The organism is Helicobacter heilmannii, from assembly GCF_001283065.1.
In the GTDB taxonomy this organism is placed as follows: Bacteria; Campylobacterota; Campylobacteria; order Campylobacterales; family Helicobacteraceae; genus Helicobacter; species Helicobacter heilmannii.
This window is the reverse complement of sequence record NZ_CDMK01000001.1, coordinates 418,916-443,486: the sequence shown is the minus strand read 5'-3', so window position 1 is coordinate 443,486 and position 24,571 is coordinate 418,916. Positions and strand designations below refer to the sequence as shown.

The window sequence follows — 24,571 nt, the reverse complement described above, 5'->3', positions numbered from 1 at the left end:
GTTGCTCTTGTATTGGATAGTGGCTGGTTTCCAAGCCACAATCAAGGGCAACACCTGGGTTGGGGTATTAACCTTTAGAATAGTGAGTATAAGACTCCAACATGGAGCTGGTTTGAAGCCACGATCCCCGCTAGAGTTAGAATCCGCTAACTCTAGTTATGGGGAGTGTGTGTCAAGCACCCATAGCTAATTTGGCTGTGGATTAAGGGAGCATGGCAGATAATTTAGGGGGTGGGGTGAGCAACAACCATTTAAAGTCATTTGGATCTATGTTAAACACCATCTACCCCTCCATTTGTGCCCTTATGATCCAATTTACATGGTTGTCCTCAATCTTAGAGAGATTGACAAGAGCCACTTGCCCATTAAATAGGTCAATGTGCATGGCTAAAGTTTCTTGCCCCTCTTTTTCAAAAACCCTTTTAGCTTCCCACACTTTATGTGCTTTAATATCATTAACACCCTGAAAACCGCTTTGGATTTCTAGCCTTGTTGTGCCAATTTGCAAATCCGCTTTAGGGGTGCGTTTAAACACTTCGAGATTAGAAAAGTCATCTGCGCCGATATTTTGGATTTCATCTAAGGGGACATCAAAAATAGTGGCTAAGGCCTCTTTAAAAAATGCACAAATCAAATACCCACGCATCCAACTAAAATACACCTCCTCCTTGCGTCTGCCTTGGTTGGTGAGTTTTTCTAAAATGCCTTGTTTTCTCATGATTTCATAGACCCTAAACAACGAGTCTTGCAAAAAGACTTCTATGTTGCGGGGCTTGTAGTAAATCCCATTGAGTCTGTTAAATATTTCACAAAGTCTAGCATTGAGCGCATCAATGTAGCTAAAATCAACTTGTGGCTTAATGTCCTTGGCACTCAAAAACGCCTTAAAATTTTGTTGGGATTTAAACCCCAAGCTTTCTCTGTATTGTTAAAATCTGTGTTCTCAAGCATTTACAACTCCTGTAAATAATCTCCAATTGTCTGGGCTAGCGAAATGCTCAAAAGTGGGGGAACAGCATTGCCAATTTGCAATCTCTTTGCGCTTGCATTGCCACAAAAAATATAGCTATCTGGGAAACTTTGTAGCCTTGCCCCCTCTCTAATGCTTAAAGCCCGAGAATCTCTAGGGTGTATGCATCTTGAGCTGCTGGGTGTGGCAAAATTTCTTGTGATTGTGGGGGCGGGTTGCTCCCAATGCATTTTGGCATAGGTGTTGGCGTAACCCGACTTTGGGCGTAGGGCTGGGGGTAAATCTCTCTTGTCTTGCCCATCTTGCAACGCCTCCATGATTTGGACAAGCCTAGGGTTGTTCTTGGGGCTTATGTGTTCGCTCAGTGTGGGGCTGTCTCGCACAAACTCCAAAAAGGGGTTATTGGCAGGGTGTCTATAACCCAAATGATCGCCGCTCTCACCGCTCTTAATTTGTGGCAAATCATCTAAAGCCAATCTAAGATTGATAAATTCTTTTTCATGGGTTGGTTTGGGGAACACAAAAGGTTTTTGATAGCTGTGATCAACGCCCACAAGGATCACTCTTTGCCTAATTTGGGGGACTCCAAAATGCATGGCGTTGAGAACTCTAGAATAAATTTGATAGCCCATTTGGGCAAAACAAGCACAGATAGAATGAAAAAGCTTGCCCCCTTGCATCGAGAGCAAACCCACGACATTTTCAAATAAAAAAATCTTAGGGTGTACTGCTGCCAAAATCTTTAAATACTCTTGGAATAAATGCGCCCTAGTGTCCATCTGTCTTTTGCCAAGTGTGGAGTAACTTTGGCACGGAGGGCCGCCCAACAACACATCAATCGAGCCATAACCCAAACACTCTTCTTTTGAAAATTGTGCAATGTCCTTACATATGGTCTTGGTGGTTTTGTGGTTGCTTTGGTAACTCGCAAGCGCGCTTGAATCGTGGTCTAAAGCCCACACCAAATCAAATAAAGGGTTTTGTGCAAAACCATAGCTCAATCCCCCCGCCCCACAAAAAATATCTGCCACGCTAAATTTCATCATCCATCCTCATATCCAACAAAACCCCGCTATTTTAGCACAGCAAGCCCGATTTACCCAGCGTTAAGAATCCAATCCTAACATGCCCGCGTGTTGCAAAGCACAGAAAAATAACAACAACAGCCAAAGGAGCACTTTATGGGAAGTATCGGTAGTATGGGTAAGCCCATTGAAGGTTTTTTAGTCGTTGCAATCCAATTTCCTGTCCCCATTGTCAATAGCCGCAAGGACATTGACCACAACATTGAAAGCATCATTAGAACCCTACATGCCACGAAGGCAGGCTACCCCGGGGTGGAGCTCATCATCTTCCCAGAGTACAGCACGCAAGGGTTAAACACCGCTAAATGGCTCAGCGAAGAGTTTTTATGTGATGTACCCGGCAAAGAGACAGAAATGTACGCCCAGGCGTGTAAAGAAGCGAAAGTGTATGGGGTCTTCTCTGTTATGGAGCGCAATCCAGACTCCAACAAAAACCCCTACAACACCGCCATCATCATCAACCCCCAAGGTGAAATCATCTTAAAATACCGCAAACTCTTCCCCTGGAACCCCATCGAGCCTTGGTATCCCGGAGATTTGGGCATGCCCGTATGCGATGGGCCCGGGGGTTCTAAACTTGCCGTGTGTATCTGCCACGATGGCATGATCCCCGAGCTTGCTCGAGAGGCTGCCTATAAAGGGTGCAATGTCTACATCCGCATTTCCGGCTACAGCACACAAGTGAACGACCAATGGATTTTAACCAACCGCTCCAACGCGTGGCATAACCTCATGTACACGGTGAGCGTGAATTTGGCTGGGTATGACAATGTCTTTTACTACTTTGGGGAAGGGCAAATTTGTAACTTTGATGGCACGACCTTAGTGCAAGGGCATAGAAACCCATGGGAGATCGTTACCGGCGAAATCTATCCCAAAATGGCAGACAACGCCCGCCTAAGTTGGGGCCTAGAAAACAATATTTACAACCTCGGCCACCGCGGTTATGTAGCTAAACCCGGTGGCGAAAGCGATGCGGGCTTGACCTACATTAAAGACTTGGCTGCGGGCAAATACAAACTGCCTTGGGAAGACCACATGAAAATTAAAGATGGCTCTATCTATGGCTACCCCACCACGGGCGGAAGGTTCGGCAAATAGTCCCTCTCTCAAACGCTCCATTCTCATCGGGGGCGTGGAAAGTTTTTCAAGCTTCGACCACATTCAAAGGAGCCCCCGTTTTTGGTTGGGGTGTTAAATCTGCTAAAATACCGTTTTTAATCTAAGGAGCACACATAAAAAAGTGGCTATTTTCGTGGATTGGGAGAATTTGCTAAAAGAGTTAAGCCCCCTCGTATCCAAGGCTAAGGAGGGGGTAGGCGGTGAAAATGCGGAAGATTTGGCGAAGTTCGCCCATATGTTTGGCTACAACGATCCGCATTGTGTTTTTGTCTTTCTCACCTTTTTTGTAAACACAAAACCTGTCTTCCAAGACCCTCAATTTGAGGAGCTTTACCGCATTTTCTTATATGTATCTAAACCCATCCACATAGACAATATAGAAGAATCGGTGTGTGGCAGTGGGGAATTCCATAAAATCTTGCAAAAATACAAGCGGATCGCAAGCTTCAATGAGAGGATTACTTGAGAGCAGTATTTTGCCTTGCATATGGGCGACCTTGACTATTTTACCGATGAGAACAACCACTTCAATATATGCCCATTTGTTTAATAAGCCAGTGGATTGTATCTTGATTTTTAGCAAAGACACGGACCTTGTCCGCGCTTTTGAAGTTAGCAAGGCACAGTGGCTTACAGGTGCTCTTTTAGGGCATCTAGAGGGGGGCAAGACATTTCCTAGTGCTCTCTTATAACACAGCGATATTTTAAGGATCAGGGGCTTTACATCCTAGAAAACTTAGAAAACACCCAGCTAAAAGGCCGTTTGCTAAAACCTGTGTCCGTGATGATCCACTTTGACAAGCATGGCTGTTTCACCGTCTTAAAACAACAGGGCGGGTCACCCCTTGTGCATGCCAAATTGAGCAATTTCATTGAATCCTTTGACAACGAACCCTATTTATGTAAATCTGCCGAGGAAGTGATCGAGGTATTTTTACTAAATTGAGCCAAAAGGTGGAACGATTAGACCTTAAGACCTGTGGTGGCACCTCGAAAACGCCGGTGCCCTCAATATCAAAATTAGAGTGAGGCCTAGCACCCATCCACACTGCATGCCCTAGTCCAATAAAAAATAGGGGGAATTGATGCCCAAGGCTTGACATAGGCACTTTAAATGCTCTAGAGTGTTTGTGGGTTGGATGTTTAAACCTATGCGCAGCAAGGGCTTTTCAGTTGTGGGGGGTCGGATCGCCCCGCAAATAAACCCCTTTTCTAATAGTTGTTCTTGGGTTGTTAGCAAGCTTTGGACATTGCCAAAAGGTAGGGTTAAAATATTGCTCTTGGTGTGCCAGCCAAAACTAGCCACACAGCCACGCATTTGTTCTAAGAGTGCCACAAAGGGGCTTGGGTCGTTGTAAATCTCTTGGACATTCACGAAGCTTAAAGCAGTGTCGAGCACGGATAAACTGGTGGTGTAAATGATGCTTTTAGCGCGGTTGCACAGAAAATCCACGATCTCGGCACTTGCCCCAATGAACGCCCCATAACTGCCGTAGGCTTTAGAAAAAGTACCCAAAACAATCGTTTTTTCTGTGGGTTTTAGATTGTAGTGTTCCAAGACCCCTTTTAAATTTGCCCCGATGCTGCCCAGGCTGTGCGCCTCATCTAAAATTAAATAGGCATTGTGCTCTCTAGCGTGCTTTAAAATCTCTAAAGGCGCAATATGACCATCCATGGAGTACACCCCCTCAATGGCGATCAACACCTGCCCCTTGGGTTTATGCTGTCCTAGCTTGGCTTGTAGATCCTTGGGGTCATTGTGCTTAAAAAAAATTGTGTTGTGAGATTTTTTAGCGATGAACTGTCCACTGGCATGGTAGTGTGCATCCATAAAGAGCAGGTCGTTTTTACGCACAAGTGCCTCGATCAAAGCCACATTGCCCAAAAATCCACTTCCCACCAACACGCACGCCTCAAAACCCAAAAGCTGGCATAAATAACTCTCTAACTCGTGGTGCAAAGAGTGGTAGCCATTCACTAACATGGACGCTTTGGGGGCGTGGGGGGGTTGTGCTTGCAAAAGCTCAAAAGTTTTTTGCAACAAATCCTTACGCCCGCTAAGCCCTAAGTAGTTGTTAGAAGCAAAGTCGGCTAGATGGGGGGGGTAGAGATGGCGTTTTCTGTACAAATGCGCCTTTTTTAAGGCATTGAGGGCGTGGGTGTACAACTACTGGTTGGTGCCCAAGAGATTGTCGATTTCTTTGCGCAATTCTGCTTGTTTTTCTTCAAACATTTTGTTGATAGCATCGCGGACATTTTTAGAGTGTTGTTCCACAGCACTGATGGACTTTTCAATCGCATCAGAGGTTATATGCATGCGGTCTTTGAGCATGGCGACTAGGTTGTTGGCATCCTCGTGTAGGGTGTTGTGGCAGGGCTCTAAAGAGCGGTAGCTTGGGGTGTTGCTGAAGTGTTCTTTACCATCGCCCTCGTAATACCATTTGCCCAAGCGACAATTGTGTCCATCCACGATTTTAAAGTTATTGGGGATGTCAAAGACCACACCGTATAAATTCGCCTTATAGACAACATGGTCGGTTTTAGCCAGTCCACAAAAAACTAGATTATTGAGGTTTTCGATGGAATATTTGGCGGCGGCGGCAGTGTTCACATTGGCTTGGGCAATGCCCCTGATATTCTCCACATCGGTTTTGATCACCTCGGCGATGGCATTAGTGTCGTGGGTGTTGCTTTGGATGTCGCTGGCCTCTTGTTGCATGGATTTGACCACCACGGCGATCTCTTTAGTCGCCTTTTGGGTTTTTTCAGCCAGTTTGCGCACCTCATCGGCCACCACAGCAAAGCCGCGGCCATGCTCGCCCGCGCGAGCAGCTTCAATGGCAGCATTGAGGGCAAGTAGGTTGGTTTGCTCAGCGATGTCATCGATCAAAGAAATCACCTGTGTAATTTCGCTGCTGCGTTGGTTGAGCGAGTCTGCCAAAGAGGTGGCGTTTTGCATTTTCTCATATAGACCATTGATGTTTTCGCTCGCCTTCACCACCTTATCAATGACGCTTTGAGAGTGCTCCCCCCCGCTCGTTGCGGCATGGGAAAGCTCATCTGTACCCTTAAAGATTTCTTGCATCGTGCCCTGCAAACCCTCCAGTCCCTCACGCATGCCCGTGTAATAGAGATTAAAAATGCCATTTCTGCCACACTCTGTGAGCAGGTCAACGGTTTCTGTGATGGAATGGTAAAGTGTGTCATCGATGCGCTTGCTCTTGGTCTTATAAAGACGGTTATTCAGACTAAAGTCTTGATTGGGGTTGCTAAGGTCGCTTGCCTTGGTGTCGATCCCGGCCAAATCCACCACATCGCCATTTTTAAACACGATCTTGTGATCCTTAATGCCAATAAAGCCCATGTGTCCGCATAAATCTACGAGTTGTTGGTAAAAATCTAACTTCTTTTCTAAGGTTTTGATTTCTGCATCCTTCTTTTCTAATTGTGCCGTCAGATCCTTATTGCCAAAAAACATACCACATCCTCTCAAGTAATAGTTTTTGATTATACCCTAAATCTTTAATTTTACACATTTAAGCGGGCAAGCTATATTCACCACATTTAGTGTATAATGGTGTGTTTGACTCTCTTTTTAGGGAGGGTGATATTATATAGGAGTTGGCATGGACCGGCTAGAAACTTTAGAGTCCATTTTAGAGCGCTTGCGCTTGGCGATCCGCAAAAATGGGCTGAAAAATTCTAAGCAGCGTGAGGAAGTGGTGAGCGTGCTTTATAAAAGTGGGACACATTTAAGTCCCGAAGAGATTACACAAAGCATCCGCCAAAATGACAAGAACACAAGCATCTCTTCGGTCTACCGCATCTTAAATTTTTTAGAAAAAGAAAACTTCATTTACACTCTAGAAACTAATAAAAACGGGAGGCGCTATGAGATCGCAGCTAAGGAGCACCACGACCACATCATTTGCCTACACTGCGGGGAGATTATTGAGTTTGTGGACCGCGAGATCGAGGAGCGGCAAAACCAAGTTGCTAAAAAACACCAGGCCAAATTAGTGAGCCATGATATGAAATTATTCGTGGTCTGCTCAAAGTGTTTAGCCGAGGGGGCGGAGTAGATCCTGCCAGCTTAAAGGATGCCCCACTTCTAAATCCCTGGTTGCCTTTTGGCCTAAAATTTGCTCTAAGAATTTAGGCGCAAGTCCGGCATTGGGGCGTAGGGCCTTAATGTGTTCTTTAGTGAGGGTCTCGCCCTTTTTAAGGGGTTTGATCACAAAAAGCGAGCGGGCAAATTGCGCTCCCTTGATTTCTTTTGTGGTGGGGTTAGCGCAGCCTAAAGCCTCTGTCGTTTCGCGCACGGCTTGCACAAGCGCGCTAAACTCCTTGGTGTCTAAACTAAAGGCGCGATCTGGGGTTCTTAAACTTTTATCGAGCATGAAGTGCTTTTCAATCACACTTGCGCCCAACGAGGTGGCGATGATTGCGCTGGTGTTCCCCAGGGTATGATCGCTTAGGCCATAGGGGGTGTGGTACAGCTCTTTAAGTTTGGGCATGGTTAACAAATTAGCATCCTTTAAGGGGGCTGGGTAGGCACTGGTGCATTTTAACAGCGTGATGTCTGTGTTGTCCGCCTTGTGGCACACCTCTAAAGCGTCTAAAATATTTTCATGCGTGGCGATGCCCGTAGAAATGATTAAAGGCTTTTTAGTGCTAGCCACTAAGCGTAGCAATTCTAAATCCGTGATCTCAAAGCTGGCGATTTTATAAAGGGGGCAATCTAGGCTCTCTAACAGCTCCAAACCCTTGAGACTAAACACCGAACTAAAGAGACATAAGTCTAAGCTCTTGGCAAGTTCAAAAAGGGGCTTATGCCACTCTAGTGGCATGGCAGCCTCTTGATAGAGCGCATACAAGCTTTGCTGATCCCAGAGCGTGCCTTCAATGATGAAGGGGGGCTTGTTGATGGGTAGGGTCAAACAATCTGGGGTGTAAGTTTGCAGTTTTGCCGCCCCAACACCCATGTTTTTGAGCACAATTAAAGATTTTTGTGCAGTGTCTAGGGAGTGGCCGTGGTTGGCACTCAATTCTGCCACAAGAAGAGGGGTCATTTTAAGCCTTTGTCTAGGGGGGAGATTTTGGAGAACAGCCACACATCGTAGTAGTTGTCTTGCCGTTGCACGAAGTCGCGTAAAAACCCACCTTTGCGGTAGGCATGCCGCTCGTAAAAGCCGATGGCGCGGGTGTTGTTAGCCATCACTTCTAAATGCAGGGCATGCAGGCCAAACTTAAAAAAGGCGATGAATTCCAGCCCATCTAAGATCAGTGCCCCCACGCGCTCTAGGCTGGGGTTTTTATAAATGCCTAAAAAGGCGTGGCTGTGGGCAAAATCTATGCGGGTGAGCGAGCCCACACCTAAGAGCTCTTGGCCTTGTTTAAAGAGGTAGTAGGCGGCGTTTTGGCTAAATTGCAACTGCTCGATGAAGTGCATGTGCGCTTCTTTAGAGATTTGCTGGGTGTACATCCACGCGGTGGTGGAGGGGTGGTTTCTAAAGGCAAGGATTTGGAGTTTCTCGTTTTTGGTGGCATGGCAGAAGTGGCAGGCGTGCAATGGGGGGTGGTCTTTAAAATCTTGGCTAGGGATTTCAAAGCTCTGGTTTAAGGGATTATGCATGGGCTAAAATCTTTTGCAAAGCGGGCAAGAGTTTAGTGCCAAGTTTTAACACCCTTTGGACGGCCTGCATGCGCTCTCTAGCTTGCAAATCTAAAAGGCTTTTTATAGCGTTTAAGAGGGTGTCTAAGCTAGCAGGCAGCAACACCCCTTCTTTAGCGAGCTCTTGCACTTGGGCAAGTTGGTTAGAGGCGATGGGCAGGCTCACTAAAGGGGTTTGGCTTAAAATGGCTTCATAAAGCATTTGCCCCCCACCAAAAAGGGCAAGGTCGGCTTGCTTTAAACGCGTGGCAAACTCCGTAGGGTTTAAAAGTGGCTCAAAGCTGAAGTTAGGGGCTCGTGGCAGGGCAGATAGCATGGATTTAGGGGCGAGGGTGTGGATGTGCAGGGGGGTGAGCTTTAAAAGCTCTAGAGTGCGCTTTAGAGGTGTTATGGCCAAATCGCTACCTCCAAAGCAGAGCAAAATTTCTTTAGATGTGGGCTTTAAAGGTTTTGCGTGGTAAAAGGCGGGGTCAATGGGGTGATATCCACTGCCTAAAAAATAATGCGGGTGGGCATGTAGCTCTTTAGGGTAGGCGTTGTGGGCATTGTGGCCGGGGTTAAAAATGTAAGTGGGGCAAGCGCGGCTTGTTGCGGTGGGCAGGTGTTCTTTGCAAAAAAAGTCTTCAAAGATCACCATGGGGGTTTGGATATTAGTGTAAAAGGAAAGCGGAGCTAAATAGCTGTCTATAATCGTTAAACTGGCCCCTGGGATGTTAGCATTTAGCCACTCTGTGGGTCGATCGGCTAGAGGGTGGGGGGCAAAGAGGTGCACTTTAGCGATGGGATCTAGCAGGGCTTTTAATTTTTGCATGCGCCTTAAGTGCCCAAGCCCGCTTTGTGGGTGCGCATCAGCAAAGAGGTGAATCGTTTTCATGGTAGGCAGTGTATTTCAAGGCAGCGAGTTTTAAATCTTCAAGGCTGTCTATGTCTTGCACGCAAGTTTGGGGCAAGATGAGCGGGTAAGAGTGGGGGGCCAGCAGGGGCTCTTTGGCGATGAAGTGTTTAGCTTGGCCTAAGTAGAAAAGCCCAGCATCGTGATAGAGGGGGGGCAAATCCTGCGAACGTTGTTGCATGCAGTCTTTAAAAAGCGGGGTGGGGGTGTTCTCTTGGATAGAAAAGCTGCGGTAAGGCGAGGTACTATAAGCACTGCAGACAAAGGCGTATTTTTTATGCTGGTGGGTTTGCAGGGCGTGCAGGGCGTTTTTAATGTATGCGGGCTTTAAAAGCACACTGGTGGCGTAAAGCACGCAAAGATAAGTTGTAGGCTCTAGTTTAAGCACCAGGGCGGCATCTTGTGCCACCTCTAGGGTGGTGTTAAAATCTCCCGCAAGGCGAGCGGGGCGCTCTAGCACGCTTGCACCACTATCCTTAGCCACCTTGGCGATTTTGGGGTGGTCGGTGGAGACAAAAACTTGGCGAAAAAGCGGGCAAGAGCGCGCCATTTGCACCACATAGCTTAAAAGGGGTTTGCCTAAAAAGGGGGCGATGTTTTTAAGCGGGATGCGCTTAGAGCCCCCGCGGGCTAGGATGAGGGCGATCATTAGTAGGGAAAGTTTGAGTCTAGAACATCTGCGCCCACCTTTTTCTTGTTGCTGGCACTCAAAGCCCCTAAATTCGTGTAAGAAATCTTGGCATCGGCGATGTATTTGGATTGGATGGTGTTGTCGCGGGCGATGTCAAAGGGGCGGATCACTCCGCTGATTTTAATGACTTGTTTTTCTCCATCCACCAAAACCTCACGGCTGCCATAAATGAAGTAGTTGCCATTTTCAAGGACTTTGACGATGCGGGCGGTTAAGGTGAGTTTTAAATCCTCACTTTTCTTTTGTGAGCCCCCGCCCTTAAAGGTGTTGTTGGTTGCCGATTGCGTGAGGCTGTAGTTGGCATTGTCGTCTAAAAATTGCGCTTGGTTGCGCTTATTAGGGTTTGTGCCATTGTAAGTGAGGCGCGGGGCTGTGGCGGTGCCATTGGAGGTACTGGCGTAGTTTTTGGCGGTGTTGTAATTCGCACTGGAGTTCTCTGCCACTATCACGGTGATGAGGTCATTTGGTTTCATTGCCCTTCTATCAGAAAATAGGGGGCGCTCGCCTTGCCCGAACAAGCTACCGGGTTTGGCGATTTGGGGGATGAAGTCTTTAGAGGGCATGTCCTCCACATAATCGGGGGGGTCAAATTTCATGCCCGGCTCGACCGCCCACACCAAAGAAACACAAAGCCCTAAAACCATTGCCACCATGCGAGCCATGAGCATCCTTTAAAAAATAACATAAACACTTTATCCCAAATTATACTATAATAAGTGCCTATTCATGCACCAAAGATTTTAGGGAGCGATATGGCAAAGCAGAAGGCATTGGGATGTATTTTGGGGATGACACTAGGGTTTACACTCGCGCATGCGCAGAGCAGCGATCAATTTAGGCATCACGATTCTTGGACCGATGGGCTCTTTGTGGGCGCGAGCTACCAAACAGGCACCGTTACGATTTTAACCAGCAATTCCAGCGCAATGAGCATCCGCCACCCCGGGCGCGATGACATGAATGTGGGGGCAAATGGGCTAGGTTTTAATATAGGCTACACGGGCTACTTTAGAAAAGACCAGATGTTTGGAGCGCGCTACTACGCCTTTTTAGACTGGCAGGGCTTTGGCGCGCGCTACCCAAGAACCCCCTATGGCGGAGGGCAGTACTATGGGGGCAATAACCTGCTCACTTATGGCGCAGCTGCGGACTTTTTCTATAACTTTTTTCAAGGGGCGTTTTACAGAAACGACATTTCGCTCGACTTAGGTGTTTATGTGGGGGTTGCCATTGCGGGGACATCATGGCTTGTGGGCACAGCCGGAAACAATGCGATGGGTCTACCCAGTTATGCTAACCCTAGCACAAGTGCGTTTCAGTTTCTTTTTAACATCGGGGTGAGGGCTCTAATTGTAGGCCAGCACGGCATCGATATTGGCTTTAAAATCCCCACCATCAACCACATTTACTACAGTGGGGGTGATTGTAGCGTTACCTTCCGCAGAACCTTTGCCTTTTATATTGGCTACAATTATCACTTTTAGCGGCACTCACTCCACATTTTTTTGTAATAACTTTGAGCTTTTTGGATAAGGGAGGGATCGTTGTCCTTTAGCAACAATTCGTAATTGTTCTCAAAGGCATTTTTGCTCCAATTGGCTGAGCCTAAAAAGATCGTGTTGTTGTCGATGATGGCAAGTTTTTGGTGCATGATCCCGCGGTATTCCTTGCCTTTGCCAAAGTAGCTGGCTTCTTTGCCGCTCAGCATGCAGGTGGAGATGCCACGATACTTGGCTAAGTAGCCCATGGTGGAGTATTTGCCGTGCGCCCCGCCTTGATCGTAAATGATGCGGATCTGCACACCCCGCGCAGCTGCATCTCTCAAGGCTTTGGCGATGTCTTTATGGGTGAAACTATAGATAGAAATGTTGATTTGGCTTTTAGCGGCATTGATCCCGCTAATGAGGCTCTTTAGTGCCTCGTGTTGCTCATAGGGAAGCATGTATAAAGTAGGGGCAGCCTGCAAAGTTGTGGCGAGCAAACAGGGGAGTAAAAAAGACTTCAAGTGGCCCATACATTTCCTTTAAACATTGTTGTTAAACCAAAACAAGGGAAGTTGTATTATAATCCACAGCTTAGGTAACCTGGCTTAAGGAGTGTCCTTGAAAATTCTGTTAGTGAACCAAAATAAAATGGTGGGCAAACTTTTTGAGAACATCGCCAAAAAGCTGGATCTGGAGCTTGTGGCTGAAGAACATGCCGAGGAGATTTTACCCGCCCTTGATGAAAGCAAGGAATGTTTTTTCTTTGCTGACGACACGGCGGTAGATGGCGAGGAATACGAGCGTCTAAAACCGCATTTAGATGGGGTGCCCTTAAGTGGGCTCTTGTTGCGTAAGGGCATTGAGGAATTTGGGGAGTTCACCCACTACATCAAAAAACCCTTTTTGCCCACAGACATTTTACACATCTTGCAAAGAAACATGGGCCCTTCCACGCCCGCTACTTGCCCTTCACTCCCGCAAGACCTTGGGGCGGTGTCTTCTGGCTCAGATGTGGATTTCTTTAAGGATATCGATTCAAACCTCAGCCAATTAGAAGGTTTGTTGGACACAAAAAACCTAGAATCCCCTTCTTTGGATGAGATTAATGCCAAAGAAGAACCCAAACAAGAAGAACCCCAATTTGAAGCGCAGAAAGAACCGATAACTTCCCAAAAAGAAGCAAAAACAGAAGTAGAGCAAAAAGAAGAAGTAGAAACAGAGGAAGTAAAACCCAAGTCCCCCAAAGAAGAGGAAGTTCAAGAGACCACTCCACTTGCACAAGAAGCGCATGATCCTTTAGCGTTAAATTTAGACGACTTGTTGCCCATAGACGACAGCGAGGATGAAACCCATGCCGGCTTAGAACACGATGAGATGCTAGAGGATTTGGTACAAGAGGACTCCTCTAAAGCGCAGGATTTGATGGATGGCATGCAAAACATAGATGAGCTCATGCAATCTGCCGGGCACGAGATTGAGCAGACTAAGGAGCCCGAATTGCAAACCCCCAAAGAACCTGATGCCCCTACAGCGAGCACAGATCAAGACCCCATGGATATACTAGGGGGACTAGAAACCCTAGAAGCAACCCAAGAAAACACTCCGACCCCACAAGAACCTGAAGTAGAAGCGACAATACAAGAAGTCCAAACCCCTAACGAGGCTCTAGAGGATGCACAAACCCTAGAGTTGGAAGGCTTAGAGGGGCTAGACGATTTAGCACCGCAAGAAACCAAAGAACAAACCCCACCAACCAAAGAGACCCCAAAAGAAGCCAAATTAGGACAAAAGTCCACAGAACTAGAAATACAAGACCAAGAAACCCCTCAAGTTGCACAACAAGCACTCCAAACAGGGAAAGATTTAGATAAACTAGGCTTAGAGGATTTAGAGGGGTTGGATGATTTAGAGCAAAAGCCAAAAATTAAAGAAGCCACAGAACCCCAGTCCACAGAGGTGCAGGGCCAAGAAGCCCAGGAGATACAAGAAGCGCGAGTGTCTGAGCTAGAGGGGCTAGGGGGTCTAGAGTTAGAACCCCAAGAAGACATAACACCAACAAAAGCAGAACAAAAACCTACAGAACTAGAAACACAAGCTCCACAAGAGCCTACAGAGCAAGAGCCCCAAGCCCAAAAAGGGGCGCAAGAATTAGAGCCACAAAATGTGGAAAACGCATTGAAAGGGCTGGAATTAGAGGAGGGCACCAAAACCCAAGACACCCCTAAAGAACTCCAAGAAAGCGCGCTAGAGGGAGCAGAGTTAGAGCCCCAAGAGGACATAGGGGGGCTAGAAGCGCAAGAGTTGGCAGAGCAACCGCCCATAAAAGGTGCACAAAAGGCGGGGGTGGACTTGGAGAAAGACCCGCAGGAGTACGAACACATTGAGGACATACCCGAACCCGTGATGTCTAGTGTGGTGGATGGCACGCCCCCGCCCCAAGCTATAAGCCCCGAAACCCCCAAAGAACAAACTCCTAAAACTCCTAAAGAGTTAGAAATCCCACAAGAGCTAGAAGCCCAAAGCCCTGAGGCATTAAAAGAGCAAGTTACAGCAAGCCCCAAAGAGCAAGAGGGTGCGCCCACAACAGAGCTAAAAGCCGTACCCTTGCATTTAAATTTGAACTTGCAAGATTTACTCAAAGACCTGCCCATTGACCCCAAACTCTTAGAGGGCAAAACTTTAAAAATCCAAGTCAATTTAGTGGATAAAGATGCCTAAATACGCCTACCGCATGTTGGTTTTAGCCGGGCCTAGTGGCTCGGGCAAGAGCACTTTAATCAGCCACTTACTCAAGCATTGCCCCGATATTTATTTTTCTATCTCCACCACCACCCGCCCTAAGCGTATAGGTGAAGTGGAGGGCAAGCATTACTACTTTGTGAGCCAAGAGGCGTTTATTGAGGGTATTGAAAATAAGCAGTTTTTGGAGTGGGCAAAGGTGCATGGGCACTATTACGGTACTTCAATCGCCCCTATTGAGAGAGCCCTCAAGGCAGGCAAGCTGGTTTTGTTTGACATTGATGTACAGGGACATCGCAGTGTGAAGGAGCTTTATCAAAAAGCGACTTCTATTTTCATCACCACGAAAAATATCCACATTTTAAAAGAACGGCTCGAGCAAAGACACACGGACAGCCACGAGGTGATCGCGCGGCGCTTGCGAACTGCCCTACAAGAAATCCAGGAGATCGAGCTGTTTGACTATGTGTTGATCAATGAGGATTTGGAGCTGTCTAAAAAAATAGTTTTAGAAGTCGCCCACACTTTAGGCTATAAACAGCAAATGTTCCCTAAAGAGGCGTTTTGTAAGGCGTGGGGCGCAAATTATTAGGCTTGTATTTCAAGAAAGGATAGAAATGGGTACTTTTAGTGTTTGGCATTGGTTGATTGTTTTAGCGGTGATTTTGCTTTTATTCGGGGCAAAGAAAATTCCAGAGCTGGCAAAGGGGCTAGGTAGCGGGATTAAGAATTTCAAAAAGGCGGTTAAAGAGGACGAGGAGGAGGGCAAGAAACCCGAGAGCGTGGGGATGCAATCTGCTCCCCAAACTCCCCAGCCCACCCCCCCAAAACAAGAACAACAAAGCTAGCCATGCACCGCAGAGTCAAGGATTTATTAGAACGGATGTTACAAACTGAAGTGGTGCTCGAGCACCCTAAGGATCGCTCTTTAGGGCATTACGCCAGCGTTGTGGCCTTCCCCCTAGCCAAGGTGCGTAAAAAAGCCCCTAAGCTCATTGCTGAGGAGTTGGCACAGAGCTTAAGCACCCACCCTGAGTGCCAAGAAGTGTTTAGCCAAATCGCTCCGCTCAATGGATATATCAACTTCACACTCAAAGAGGCGTTTTTAAACAACCTTTGCGATGAGGCTTTAACACTAGGAGAGGGTTTTGGTAAACAAGAGGATAAAGGGGAGAGTTATTATGTGGAGTTTGTGAGCGCAAACCCCACGGGGCCTTTACATATTGGGCATGCTAGGGGGGCGGTGTTTGGAGACAGCTTTTGCCGCTTAGCACGCTTTTTGGGCTATAAGGTACATAGCGAGTATTACATTAACGACCTAGGCGCGCAGATCAAAACTTTAGGGCTGTCCGTGTTTTTAAGGCTCAAAGAAAATTTTGGCTACAAAGTGGACTATCCCGAGAATTGCCACAGGGGTGAGTATATCTATGAGCTCGCCCAGGCCGCTAAAGAGCATTTTAAAGTAGAGAGTTTGGAGGGAGTGGATGAGGAAGCGTTAAGCGCAAAGTTTGGGGAGTTTTCCAAAGATTTAATGCTGGCAGAGATCCAAGAAACCCTGGCCGAGGTAAGCGTGCATATGGACGCGTATGTGAGCGAAAAGGCGGTATTTTCTAAGAGTGCAGAGGTGTTTAAACGCCTAGAGGCTGGCAAGGGAGTGTATGAAGAGGAAGGCAAGTTGTGGTTGCGCTCTAGTGCCTTTGGAGATGAGAAAGATCGTGTGGTGCGTAAAGCCGATGGGGATTTTACCTATTTAGCCCCAGACATCGTTTATCACGACTATAAGTTTCAGCAGGGCTACGACCACTACATCAATATCTTTGGGGCGGACCACCATGGCTATGTCCCCCGCATTAAAGCCTCCTTGCAGTTTTTAGGTTACGACTCGTCCAAGCTAGAAGTCTTGTTGGTGCAAATGGTCGCCTTGATTAAAGATGGGCAACCTTATAAAATGAGTAAGCGGGCGGGCAACTATGTTTTGGTTAAAGATGTCTTGCAAGACATGGGTAAGGACGCTTTACGTTTTATCTTCCTGTCTAAAAAGCTAGACACGCATTTAGACTTTGATGTAGCGAGCTTACAGAACACGGACAGTACAAACCCCATTTTTTATATCCATTACGCCAACGCCCGTATCCACACCATGCTAGAGAAGTTTATCAACAAGGGAGGGGATTTAGAAAAGGTGCGCCAAAGCCCACTATTGGACTTACCCCCTGCAGGGCAGAACTTGCTTTTCAACGCCCTCAACCTACCTAAAGTCTTGCAAGGAGCGTTCAACGACAGGGAATTGCAAAAAATTTGCGACTATTTAAAAGCCCTTGCAGCGGACTTACACAGCTTTTACAACGCTCACCGCATTTTAGACACGCCCCAAGAATTGCCCTATTTGAAGCTATGCCAAATGGTGAGCTTGAGTTTAACAATCGGGTTAAAACTACTAGGGATTGAAGCCAAAAAGAAAATGTAGGGTGGGCGGGGATAAGGAGGGGGAGGTTACCCCGCCCGTGCCCGGTTGGAAAACCAACCGAGATGCATTATATCTAAAAAACTTGTATCTTTCTCTTAAACTTTACAAGAGCTTAAAAACTTATGTTATAATCCTTTAAGTTTAAGTTTAAGGTAAAGGATTGAAATGCGTATCTTATTGGTAGAAAACGATGGGGACTTGAGTAAAGAGGTTAGCACCTTTCTCAACGAAAAGGGTTTTCAAGTTGATGTCGCCGAAAATCTTGAGGATGGGGAATATTATATCAGTATCCGCAACTATGATTTGGTGCTGATTGGGTTTGAACTCAAAGACGGCAATGGTTTAAGCTTAGTGCCTTACGCCAAAGCCAAACACCCCTCAATTGTTAGCATCATTTTAGCTGAACATAAATCCAGTGAGCAAGAGATCAAGGCGTTTAAAGAGGGCGTGGACGACTTCATCGCCAAGCCCTTTGACATGGGCGTGTTGGTGGCACGGATTGAGGCGCGCTTGCGTTTTTGGGGCTCTAGCATCATTGAGATTGAGGATTTAATCATTAATCCCGATGAAGAAAAGATCGTGTATAAGGGCAAGGAAATTGAAGTGAAGGGTAAACCCTTTGAAGTGTTGACACACCTTGCTAGGCACAGAGATCAAATCGTCTCCAAAGAACAGCTTTTAGATGCGATTTGGGAAGAGCCCGAACTCGTAACACCCAATGTCATTGAAGTCGCCATCAACCAAATCCGTCAAAAAATGGATAAACCCCTAGGCATCTCCACGGTAGAGACTGTGCGCCGTAGGGGCTATCGTTTTTGTTACCCTAAGGGCAGCGCAGATAACTAAGTCTTTAAGCCTTTTTGAGCGATGAGCTCCAAGAGTCTTAAGAAGACAAGGCTCAGTTTCTCAAGTTGGGCGATCTCTAAGTGTTCATCGATGGCGTGTATGCGCTCATTGGTGAGCCCAAACTCCACCACCTCCACCCCAAAAGCGTGTAAAAATCGTGCGTCGCTTGTCCCTCCGCTTGTGTTGAGTGTGGGTGTGGTGTTTAAAACTTCACCAATGGCTTGATCTAAACACCCCACCAACAGCGAGTTCTTAGACGAGAGAAAGGGCATGGAGTTTTGTTTTAAGCTCAAATCGTGGGGGATTTTGGCAAGCACAATTTCTAAAAAGTTTTCCAGGTCTTTGAGGGTGGTGGCGGGGGAGTTGCGGACATTAAAGGCAATGTCTAAAGTCTTGGGTATAACATTCTCTGCCAGCGAGTCGGTTTGCATGGAGGTGATGACAAGGCGGGAGGGCTCAAAGAAGGCATCGCCCTTATCTAAGAATGCCCCTGCAATCAAACTCAGCTTGTCGGCGATGATGTCTATAGGGTTTAAACAAGTCTTAGGGTAGGCAACATGCCCGGGCACGCCGTAAATGATGAGTCTGCCCGCAATCGAGCCACGCCTGCCGATTTTTACGCTATCTCCCAAATGTTGCACGCAAGTGGGCTCAGCCACAAGTGCAAAATCGGGCAATAGATTTTTCTCTTGCAACACCTCTAGCATGTATTTTGTGCCAAACTCCGCTGGGCCCTCCTCATCACTTGTGAGTAACACCGAGAGCTTTAAAGGTGTGTTGGGTGCAACTTTAGCGCAAAACTCTTGCAGAGCATAGATAAACGCCGCAATCCCGCCTTTCATGTCCTGCGCCCCACGCCCATACAAAAACCCTTCTAAAATCTCTCCCCCAAAGGGGTCAAAACGCCATCCCTGCCCTACGGGCACGACATCTACATGCCCCACAAAGCAAAAGTGCAGGGGGTTCGCCCCGCCAAAATCCCTAGAGAGAAAAAGATTTTTCACCCCATTTTTATCCGCCCTTAGGGGCGTGAAGTCGGGCAAAAGCGATTGTATGTAGTCATAAATCCCCTCCTCCTTGGGGGTGATGGTTTTGTAGCTTATAAGTCTTTGGGCGATTTCAACAGGGTTCATAGGGGGTTTTCTTCAATTTTTGGTGTAGGTGCAAGTAAAGCTGTAAAACTTCTAAATTTGCAGGGGTGATCCCACTGATTTGGGAGGCTTCAAAAAGGCTTTTGGGGCGGAATTTCTCTAATTTTTCGCACGCTTCTAGCCCCAAACCTGTAATGCTCTTGTAATCAAAATCTAGGGGGATTGGGGTGTTTAGCATTTGCGCCATTTTGGCAATGGATACGCTTTGTTTGGCAATGTAGTCGTGGTATTTGCACTCAATTTTAATCTGCTCTAAAATAAAAGGCTCAAGATCCATTAAAAAGCCCAAAAACGCGGGCAAAATGTCCGGGCTAAAGCCCTCCCGTCCCATTAAAAACATCCCATCACATTTGTCATTTAGGAGGGCTTGGTTGCCACTTTTGAGTTGTTTTAGCACCTCTTTAGTGGGCGTGATAGCAGTGTTTTTGAGCCTCTCTAGGGCACTTTGAATCTGCGCTTTTTGGGCGCAAAGTTCGTTGTATTCTGCGCCGTCCATCAGCCCCAAAGCGTGGGCATATGTGCCCAGTCTCAAGCGGGCGTTGTCCTCTCTTAAGAGCAAGCGGTACTCCGCCCTTGAGGTGAACATGCGGTAAGGCTCCTGGGTGCCCTTACTCACCAAGTCATCAATCATCACCCCGATATACGCCTCATCGCGGCGTAGGACGAGCTCGGGCTTGTTTTGTAGACTTAAAGTGGCGTTAATGCCCGCCATTAATCCTTGCGCTGCTGCCTCCTCATAGCCCGTGGTGCCGTTGATTTGCCCGGCTAAGTAGAGATGGGCCACCTGCCTTGTTTCTAGAGTGTATTTGAGCTGTGTGGGGGGAATGAAGTTGTATTCAATGGCGTAGCCGTAGCGGGTGATTTTGGCATGCTCTAGCCCCTTAATGGAGTGGATCACCTGCTCTTGTACATCAAAGGGTAAGGAAGTGCTTAAGCCATTTACATAATACTCGCTACAGCTCCTCGTTTGCGGCTCTAAAAAGAGTTGGTGGCGTTCTTTTTCGTGGAAGCGGTAAATTTTATCCTCAATGCTCGGGCAATAGCGCGGCCCCACGCTCTCAATCTGCCCGCTAAACATGGGGGCTAAATGGAAGTTTTGGCGGATAATCGCGTGCGTGTTGGCATTCGTGTAGGTGATGAAACAGGGCAGTTGCGTGGGATTAAAGTCCTTGGTGTAGTGGCTAAACTTGGGGGGGGTTAAATCGCCCCCGTGCACTTCTAATTGGCTAAAATCAATGCTTGGCCCGGCAAGCCTAGGGCAAGTGCCGGTTTTAAGCCGCCCCATTTCAAAGCCCAAATCCGCAAGGTTTAAAGACAGCGCCACCGCCGCGCTCTCGCCAAAGCGCCCATTTTGGCTTTGGTGGGTGCCGATATGCACCAGGCCTTGCAAAAAAGTTCCCGTGGTTAAAATGACCTTTTTAGCGCGATACTCTTTGCCTAGCGCGCTTTTCACGCCCACCACCGCCCCGTTTTCTACTAAAAGCCCCTCTACCATCTCCTGAGACACGCTCAAATTCGGGGTGTTTAGCACCAAATTGCGGGCATTAATGCGATAAGCATCCATGTCAATCTGTACCCGACTCCCTCTAACGGCAGGGCCTTTAGAGGCGTTTAGGGTGCGAAACTGCAACCCACTCATGTCCGTAAGCATCCCCATAACCCCGCCTAAAGCATCCACTTCCTTAACCAAGTGCCCCTTGCCAAGCCCGCCAATGGCGGGGTTACAACTGGCTAGCCCAATGTTTTCAATCAACAAGGTGAGTAAATGCACCCTTGCGCCCATCTTTGCCGCCACAATAGACGCTTCGATGCCGGCGTGCCCACCACCCACAACAACTACATCAAAATGACTCAACATGCCCCCATTTTATTGTGAAATATTTTAATGCTGACTTAACCTACAAGGGCTTTATGCTAGAATTGCTCCCATGTTAAACCCCATCAATGCACTCCAACAACTCGGCTTGCTCCAAGACCTCTTAAAAGACCACCCGCGGGTACAAAACTTCAACGGGACGCTGCCCCTGCTCTTAAAGGTTTTAGAAAAAAAGGGGGCGGATCAATACCTGTTGCAACTAGGCAACCAAGTGCTCGAGAGCAAGAGCCAAAAGAACCTTGTTTTAGGCAAAACCTATTGGGCGTTGGTGCATAAAAGCTCAGTGGGCGCGACCATGCTCTCTAATTTAATCCCCCAACCGCCCATCCTAGCAGAGCTCAAAAACGCCCCCCTAAAACTAGACTTGCAAGAATTACACAAGCTTTTAAGCCACGAGAGCAAGGAAGTCTTTAAAGACTACCACGAGCAGATTTTACAGCACTTCACCCACGCCCCCACCCGTCAAGACTTTTTATTCTTTGGCAATCTATTGTTATCTTTACAGCACGAGGTGGCGAGCTTTGTCATCACAGATGGGCATAAGGAATCGTTGGTGCAGTTTAAAAAGGGGGGCCAAAAGGAGAGGCTAGAGTTTTACGCCCTCTACCCACACTTAGGCCCCCTGCAGGGCGTGCTTTACAAGCAAGATGGGGGGGTGTGTCTGTCGCTCGGCGTGGCATATGAGAGCGTGGCAAACCTTTTAAGGGAACAAACAGGTAGCCTGAAGGGCTTTAGCCATATAGAAATTTACACCGCCAAAACCCTACCCGAACCGCTCTTTAACTTTGAAGAAAATTTATTAGACACAAGGGGCTAGTTAGGAAACCCATAGGCATTTAGGGGGGTGTGGGTGTTTAGGGGCGGGTTTAAAGGCGTGTTTGCACTCTTAGCCAAAACCCCCACCTGCATCGCCATCGTTTCGTTTAAAAAGGCTAAATGCCGCGTGAGCTCTAAAAGCAATTTGAGCTCTAAGCCCCGCGCTTGCTGGTTGTAGGCAGCATAAGCACTAGCCCTTGTGTTCGTGTCTTTGGCCTGCTTTAAATCAGTAGCAAGTTTTTTATTGAGGCTTTTAATTTGCTGCTCTAGGGGGTTTTTAGCAAACCTATGTTGCAATTCTGCTAGGCGTTGTTCTAGAGCGTGGATGGGAAGCTTTGGCGCATTTGCACTAAAACTAGCCAGCTCTTGAAAATCCTTCGCCTGCAGCTCTTCATAGTGGGTAAAATCCCCTCTAAGCAAGGCTTCTTGCATGCTTTTTAGCCGCTCTTGGTGCTGCTCTTGGGATTCTCTAGCCTGCATCTTTTGGCAAAGAAGGACGCTTAAGGGCTTGGGGGCTAGGGGCGGGTTTTGCTCTTTGAGCTGGTTTAAAAGCTCTTGGGCGTGTTTATTGGGGCTTTTGAGCGTTGCGGTGCCAAAATCTAGCCACGCACAGGCGTGTTTTAGGCGTGCAAGTTGGGCGTTTTGGGCGTGCTCATAGGCACTGAGGCGTGTTTGCAACTCCTGCTCTTGCTCTTTGGCGTGCTGCAACTCCTGTTCTAAATAGGCGCGCATGGGCTCTAGGGGGGCAATGTTGGCTTCACTCAGGGCTTGGCTTTGCTCTAGGGTGTGGCGCATGCTCTCTAGGGTGGCGGCCTGCTCTCTAGCGCGCATAAGCAACTGGCTAAAGAGGTGCAAATGCTCCTGGATTTTGGCAATCATCGTACCCTCATTGGCGTTAGAAGTGGCTAGCCTAGCGTTAGCCTGCACATCTAAAGTGATCACCGCCGCCGCGTGCAACAAGCCAAACAGGCAAAAGAATAAAAACTTCAGGCAAACTCCCCAAACAACGCCCCCAAATGCACCCCTTGTAAAAAAGTGCTTTGGCATTTTTGCTGGATTTTCTTTGCACCATGCACCAACACATCGCTTTTAATGCCATGCGCTATGGAGATTTTGGCTTCTAAAAAGGCACTTAGCTGGTCGCAAAACTTCAACAGCCGCCCACTCACCCCATTAAATTGGTCTTCATTAAAGCCCTCCCAAAGCGCGGTGGGGCTCTCTAAACTTTGCACTTCTTTTGTGGTGGGGTTTATGTAGCGGTCGTCAAATTCTCTTTCCGTGAAGTAGCGCAAATCCTTAGCCAAATTGGCATCCAAGTAGCGCCAAATGTGCTCTTGCATCGCCTCCGCCTCTAGAGTTTTTAAGTGGCTGTCTAGCCCCTTCACGCCGTGTTTTATGGGCGAAATTATGTCTCTAGTCAGCACTTCGGGCAGGTCGTGTAACAGTCCGCCTAAGAAGTGGTTTAAGCGCATTTGCTTACAGGCTTTTAAATCAAAGCTCAGCAAAAAGGCGCAAAAGGCGACAAAGAGCGCATGCCCTAGCACGCTGGTTGGCGGTACGCGGGGAGTTTGGCTCCAACGCTTTTGAAAACGCAGCTGTCCGAACATGGAAGTCAAGAGCTCTAAATGCGCCACTTTTTCTAAAAGGGGGGCGTGCGCCTTTAAAGACTTGTCTAAATGCGCTTTGATCTCTTGCACCCCATAGCCCTCGGGGTAAAAACGCTCAATGAAGCCAAACTCCCACGCCGACACATAGTCGTGGGCGGCTTTGAGTAATTGACTCTCTAAATCTTTAGGGGGGTTACAAAAATAATCTTGCAGGTGCTCAAAAATGCCATAGCCCTGCACTTCTGGGGAGAGCACCCCCCACACATAGGCGGCCAGATCCGCGCGGTGCTTTTCTAAAAGCTTGTAGTAAATGGGGGGCTTAATGTCGGTCAGCACCACACGGCTTAAAAACTCAAAGCAAAAATAAGTAAGCAACTTGTCCCAATCCACGCCCGCATGGTGTTTAGCCAACAAGATAACCACCACCGCCTTGTGGGCTTGTTTGTCTAATTCGCTAAACTCAATGGGGCAGGCCTGGTCGTTCCAGCGACGGATAGAGGCGGCCACAAAGAGCCGCTCTAACAACGCCTTGTTTAAGTGGGGGGTTATCATAGATATTTAGGCACGGATTTTAACAATAAATCCTCTAGTTTGGAGTCTGCGGTGGGCTCGCCGATTGCGCTAAATTTCCACTCCCCATTATGTAGGTAGAGCTTGCCTAAAATCATGGCCTCCTTGCCCGCAAAGGCAGCATCGTTGGCGGCGTTGTAGGTGGCAAAAATGGATTTGACTTGGCTGGGCGTGCCCTCATACAAGCGGATACTGGCAAAGGGGATCGCATCAAATTTAATGTGGGTGTAGGAACTGAGCACAAAGACCAATTGCGTGATTTCCGGTTGCAGGCTATCTAAGGCAATGCTAATGACTTCATTGTCTAGCCCGTCATCGCCACCCACATCGCCCGTGCGGTCATCCCCGCTGTGCTTGATTCCGCTAGCCGCCTGCTTGCCATAATACACGCAATCCACAAACTTCGTGTCTGCAAACAGCCCCACGCTCAAATCCAAATCCACGGCTTCCGTCTTGGTGTTGCCAAACCAGCCTTTTTTACTGAGTGCCCCCCAATTCGCCCCCACGCAAAAGGCACTCAGCTTCTCCCCGCTCTCTTTCTTCAGCGAGATTTTCTGCCCCTTGACTAGACTAACCGCCAT

At 47.6% G+C, this 24,571-nt stretch carries 26 protein-coding genes and 1 pseudogene; 11 read left to right on the top strand and 16 right to left on the bottom strand.

The features are described 5' to 3' along the window. Positions 1-283 precede the first annotated feature (283 nt). Positions 284-913, bottom strand: a complete 630-nt coding sequence (locus AOG36_RS02185; RefSeq protein WP_231850675.1) for a restriction endonuclease — start codon at positions 911-913, stop codon at positions 284-286. Between the two features lie 38 nt (positions 914-951). Further along, a complete protein-coding gene (locus AOG36_RS02180; RefSeq protein ID WP_015106165.1) occupies positions 952-2,013 on the bottom strand; it encodes a DNA cytosine methyltransferase in 1,062 nt (353 codons plus the stop codon). 138 nt (positions 2,014-2,151) lie between these two features. On the opposite strand from AOG36_RS02180, the gene AOG36_RS02175 reads away from it, so the two are divergent. The 3 genes from AOG36_RS02175 (at position 2,152) to AOG36_RS08505 (ending at position 4,123) form a co-directional block, all read left to right on the top strand. Next, positions 2,152-3,156: a formamidase gene (locus AOG36_RS02175; protein ID WP_015106164.1), complete on the top strand. Its 1,005-nt coding sequence runs from the start codon at positions 2,152-2,154 to the stop codon at positions 3,154-3,156. A gap of 142 nt (positions 3,157-3,298) precedes the next feature. Continuing rightward, entirely contained in the window at positions 3,299-3,643 is a 345-nt protein-coding gene (locus AOG36_RS02170) for a hypothetical protein (protein WP_015106163.1), read from the top strand. A gap of 297 nt (positions 3,644-3,940) precedes the next feature. Next, the gene (locus tag AOG36_RS08505) at positions 3,941-4,123 is read left to right on the top strand and encodes a hypothetical protein (protein ID WP_015106161.1); all 183 of its coding nucleotides are present in this window, start codon (positions 3,941-3,943) and stop codon (positions 4,121-4,123) included. A gap of 111 nt (positions 4,124-4,234) precedes the next feature. Here AOG36_RS08505 and AOG36_RS02165 read toward each other — a convergent pair whose 3' ends face one another. The 3 genes and pseudogenes from AOG36_RS02165 to AOG36_RS09315 all read right to left on the bottom strand — a co-directional run. Continuing rightward, on the bottom strand, positions 4,235-5,344 hold the full coding sequence (locus AOG36_RS02165; RefSeq protein WP_015106160.1) for an aminotransferase class I/II-fold pyridoxal phosphate-dependent enzyme: 1,110 nt from the start codon (positions 5,342-5,344) through the stop codon (positions 4,235-4,237). Next, positions 5,345-5,788 (bottom strand): CZB domain-containing protein, encoded by a 444-nt coding sequence (locus tag AOG36_RS09320; RefSeq protein WP_370696094.1) that lies wholly within the window; start codon positions 5,786-5,788, stop codon positions 5,345-5,347. 63 nt (positions 5,789-5,851) lie between these two features. Then, a pseudogene (locus AOG36_RS09315) lies at positions 5,852-6,136 on the bottom strand (methyl-accepting chemotaxis protein); the annotation flags it as partial. Positions 6,137-6,803: 667 nt separating this feature from the next. Here AOG36_RS09315 and fur point away from each other — a divergent pair. Beyond that, complete coding sequence (gene fur, locus AOG36_RS02155; RefSeq protein WP_015106158.1) at positions 6,804-7,259, top strand: ferric iron uptake transcriptional regulator; 456 nt, start codon at positions 6,804-6,806, stop codon at positions 7,257-7,259. Here fur and pseI read toward each other — a convergent pair. Genes pseI through flgH form a run of 5 tightly spaced genes read right to left on the bottom strand, consistent with a single transcriptional unit; the run spans position 7,239 to position 11,096 of the window. Continuing rightward, the gene (gene pseI, locus AOG36_RS02150; protein ID WP_015106157.1) at positions 7,239-8,249 is read right to left on the bottom strand and encodes a pseudaminic acid synthase; all 1,011 of its coding nucleotides are present in this window, start codon (positions 8,247-8,249) and stop codon (positions 7,239-7,241) included. The genes fur and pseI overlap by 21 nt on opposite strands. Beyond that, positions 8,246-8,812, bottom strand: a complete 567-nt coding sequence (gene pseH, locus AOG36_RS02145) for a UDP-4-amino-4,6-dideoxy-N-acetyl-beta-L-altrosamine N-acetyltransferase (RefSeq protein WP_015106156.1) — start codon at positions 8,810-8,812, stop codon at positions 8,246-8,248. The genes pseI and pseH overlap by 4 nt, the downstream gene beginning before the upstream one ends. Next, positions 8,805-9,662, bottom strand: a complete 858-nt coding sequence (locus tag AOG36_RS02140; protein WP_129593176.1) for a hypothetical protein — start codon at positions 9,660-9,662, stop codon at positions 8,805-8,807. Before AOG36_RS02140 ends, pseH begins: the two co-directional genes overlap by 8 nt. A 37-nt stretch (positions 9,663-9,699) precedes the next feature. After that, positions 9,700-10,392: a pseudaminic acid cytidylyltransferase gene (gene pseF, locus AOG36_RS02135; RefSeq protein ID WP_015106154.1), complete on the bottom strand. Its 693-nt coding sequence runs from the start codon at positions 10,390-10,392 to the stop codon at positions 9,700-9,702. Further along, on the bottom strand, positions 10,392-11,096 hold the full coding sequence (flgH, locus tag AOG36_RS02130; protein ID WP_231622531.1) for a flagellar basal body L-ring protein FlgH: 705 nt from the start codon (positions 11,094-11,096) through the stop codon (positions 10,392-10,394). Before flgH ends, pseF begins: the two co-directional genes overlap by 1 nt. A 90-nt stretch (positions 11,097-11,186) precedes the next feature. Between flgH and AOG36_RS02125 the strand changes: the two genes are divergently transcribed. Beyond that, positions 11,187-11,918, top strand: coding sequence for an outer membrane protein (locus AOG36_RS02125; RefSeq protein ID WP_082334175.1), 732 nt, complete (start codon positions 11,187-11,189; stop codon positions 11,916-11,918). Here the strand turns inward: AOG36_RS02125 and AOG36_RS02120 are convergent. After that, positions 11,915-12,448 carry a phospholipase D-like domain-containing protein gene (locus AOG36_RS02120; RefSeq protein ID WP_015106151.1) on the bottom strand — a complete coding sequence of 178 codons (534 nt, stop codon included), beginning with the start codon at positions 12,446-12,448 and terminating at the stop codon, positions 11,915-11,917. The genes AOG36_RS02125 and AOG36_RS02120 overlap by 4 nt on opposite strands. Positions 12,449-12,536: 88 nt before the next feature. Here AOG36_RS02120 and AOG36_RS02115 point away from each other — a divergent pair, with 88 nt between their 5' ends. From AOG36_RS02115 to hsrA, 5 genes are all read left to right on the top strand, one after another. Continuing rightward, positions 12,537-14,636, top strand: coding sequence for a hypothetical protein (locus AOG36_RS02115; RefSeq protein WP_015106150.1), 2,100 nt, complete (start codon positions 12,537-12,539; stop codon positions 14,634-14,636). Continuing rightward, positions 14,629-15,249 carry a guanylate kinase gene (gene gmk / locus AOG36_RS02110; RefSeq protein WP_015106149.1) on the top strand — a complete coding sequence of 207 codons (621 nt, stop codon included), beginning with the start codon at positions 14,629-14,631 and terminating at the stop codon, positions 15,247-15,249. Before AOG36_RS02115 ends, gmk begins: the two co-directional genes overlap by 8 nt. 25 nt (positions 15,250-15,274) lie before the next feature. Continuing rightward, positions 15,275-15,505, top strand: coding sequence for a twin-arginine translocase TatA/TatE family subunit (locus AOG36_RS02105; RefSeq protein ID WP_015106148.1), 231 nt, complete (start codon positions 15,275-15,277; stop codon positions 15,503-15,505). A 2-nt stretch (positions 15,506-15,507) separates the two neighbouring features. Next, on the top strand, positions 15,508-17,124 hold the full coding sequence (argS, locus tag AOG36_RS02100; RefSeq protein ID WP_015106147.1) for an arginine--tRNA ligase: 1,617 nt from the start codon (positions 15,508-15,510) through the stop codon (positions 17,122-17,124). Positions 17,125-17,289: 165 nt separating this feature from the next. Further along, on the top strand, positions 17,290-17,970 hold the full coding sequence (gene hsrA / locus AOG36_RS02095) for a homeostatic response regulator transcription factor HsrA (protein ID WP_015106146.1): 681 nt from the start codon (positions 17,290-17,292) through the stop codon (positions 17,968-17,970). Here hsrA and dapE read toward each other — a convergent pair. Both dapE and mnmG read right to left on the bottom strand, forming a co-directional pair. Next, entirely contained in the window at positions 17,967-19,103 is a 1,137-nt protein-coding gene (gene dapE / locus AOG36_RS02090) for a succinyl-diaminopimelate desuccinylase (protein WP_015106145.1), read from the bottom strand. The genes hsrA and dapE overlap by 4 nt on opposite strands. Next, positions 19,090-20,979: a tRNA uridine-5-carboxymethylaminomethyl(34) synthesis enzyme MnmG gene (gene mnmG, locus AOG36_RS02085; RefSeq protein WP_053825414.1), complete on the bottom strand. Its 1,890-nt coding sequence runs from the start codon at positions 20,977-20,979 to the stop codon at positions 19,090-19,092. Before mnmG ends, dapE begins: the two co-directional genes overlap by 14 nt. 70 nt (positions 20,980-21,049) lie before the next feature. On the opposite strand from mnmG, the gene AOG36_RS02080 reads away from it, so the two are divergent. After that, positions 21,050-21,814, top strand: coding sequence for a hypothetical protein (locus tag AOG36_RS02080; protein WP_015106143.1), 765 nt, complete (start codon positions 21,050-21,052; stop codon positions 21,812-21,814). Here the strand turns inward: AOG36_RS02080 and AOG36_RS02075 are convergent. From AOG36_RS02075 to AOG36_RS02065, 3 genes are read right to left on the bottom strand one after another with little or no spacing between them, the layout of a single operon-like run. Next, positions 21,811-22,755 carry a coiled-coil domain-containing protein gene (locus AOG36_RS02075; RefSeq protein WP_053825547.1) on the bottom strand — a complete coding sequence of 315 codons (945 nt, stop codon included), beginning with the start codon at positions 22,753-22,755 and terminating at the stop codon, positions 21,811-21,813. The genes AOG36_RS02080 and AOG36_RS02075 overlap by 4 nt on opposite strands. A 44-nt stretch (positions 22,756-22,799) precedes the next feature. Next, the gene (locus AOG36_RS02070; RefSeq protein WP_053825413.1) at positions 22,800-23,972 is read right to left on the bottom strand and encodes an HD domain-containing protein; all 1,173 of its coding nucleotides are present in this window, start codon (positions 23,970-23,972) and stop codon (positions 22,800-22,802) included. After that, positions 23,969-24,571 carry a TerD family protein gene (locus AOG36_RS02065; RefSeq protein ID WP_015106140.1) on the bottom strand — a complete coding sequence of 201 codons (603 nt, stop codon included), beginning with the start codon at positions 24,569-24,571 and terminating at the stop codon, positions 23,969-23,971. The genes AOG36_RS02070 and AOG36_RS02065 overlap by 4 nt, the downstream gene beginning before the upstream one ends.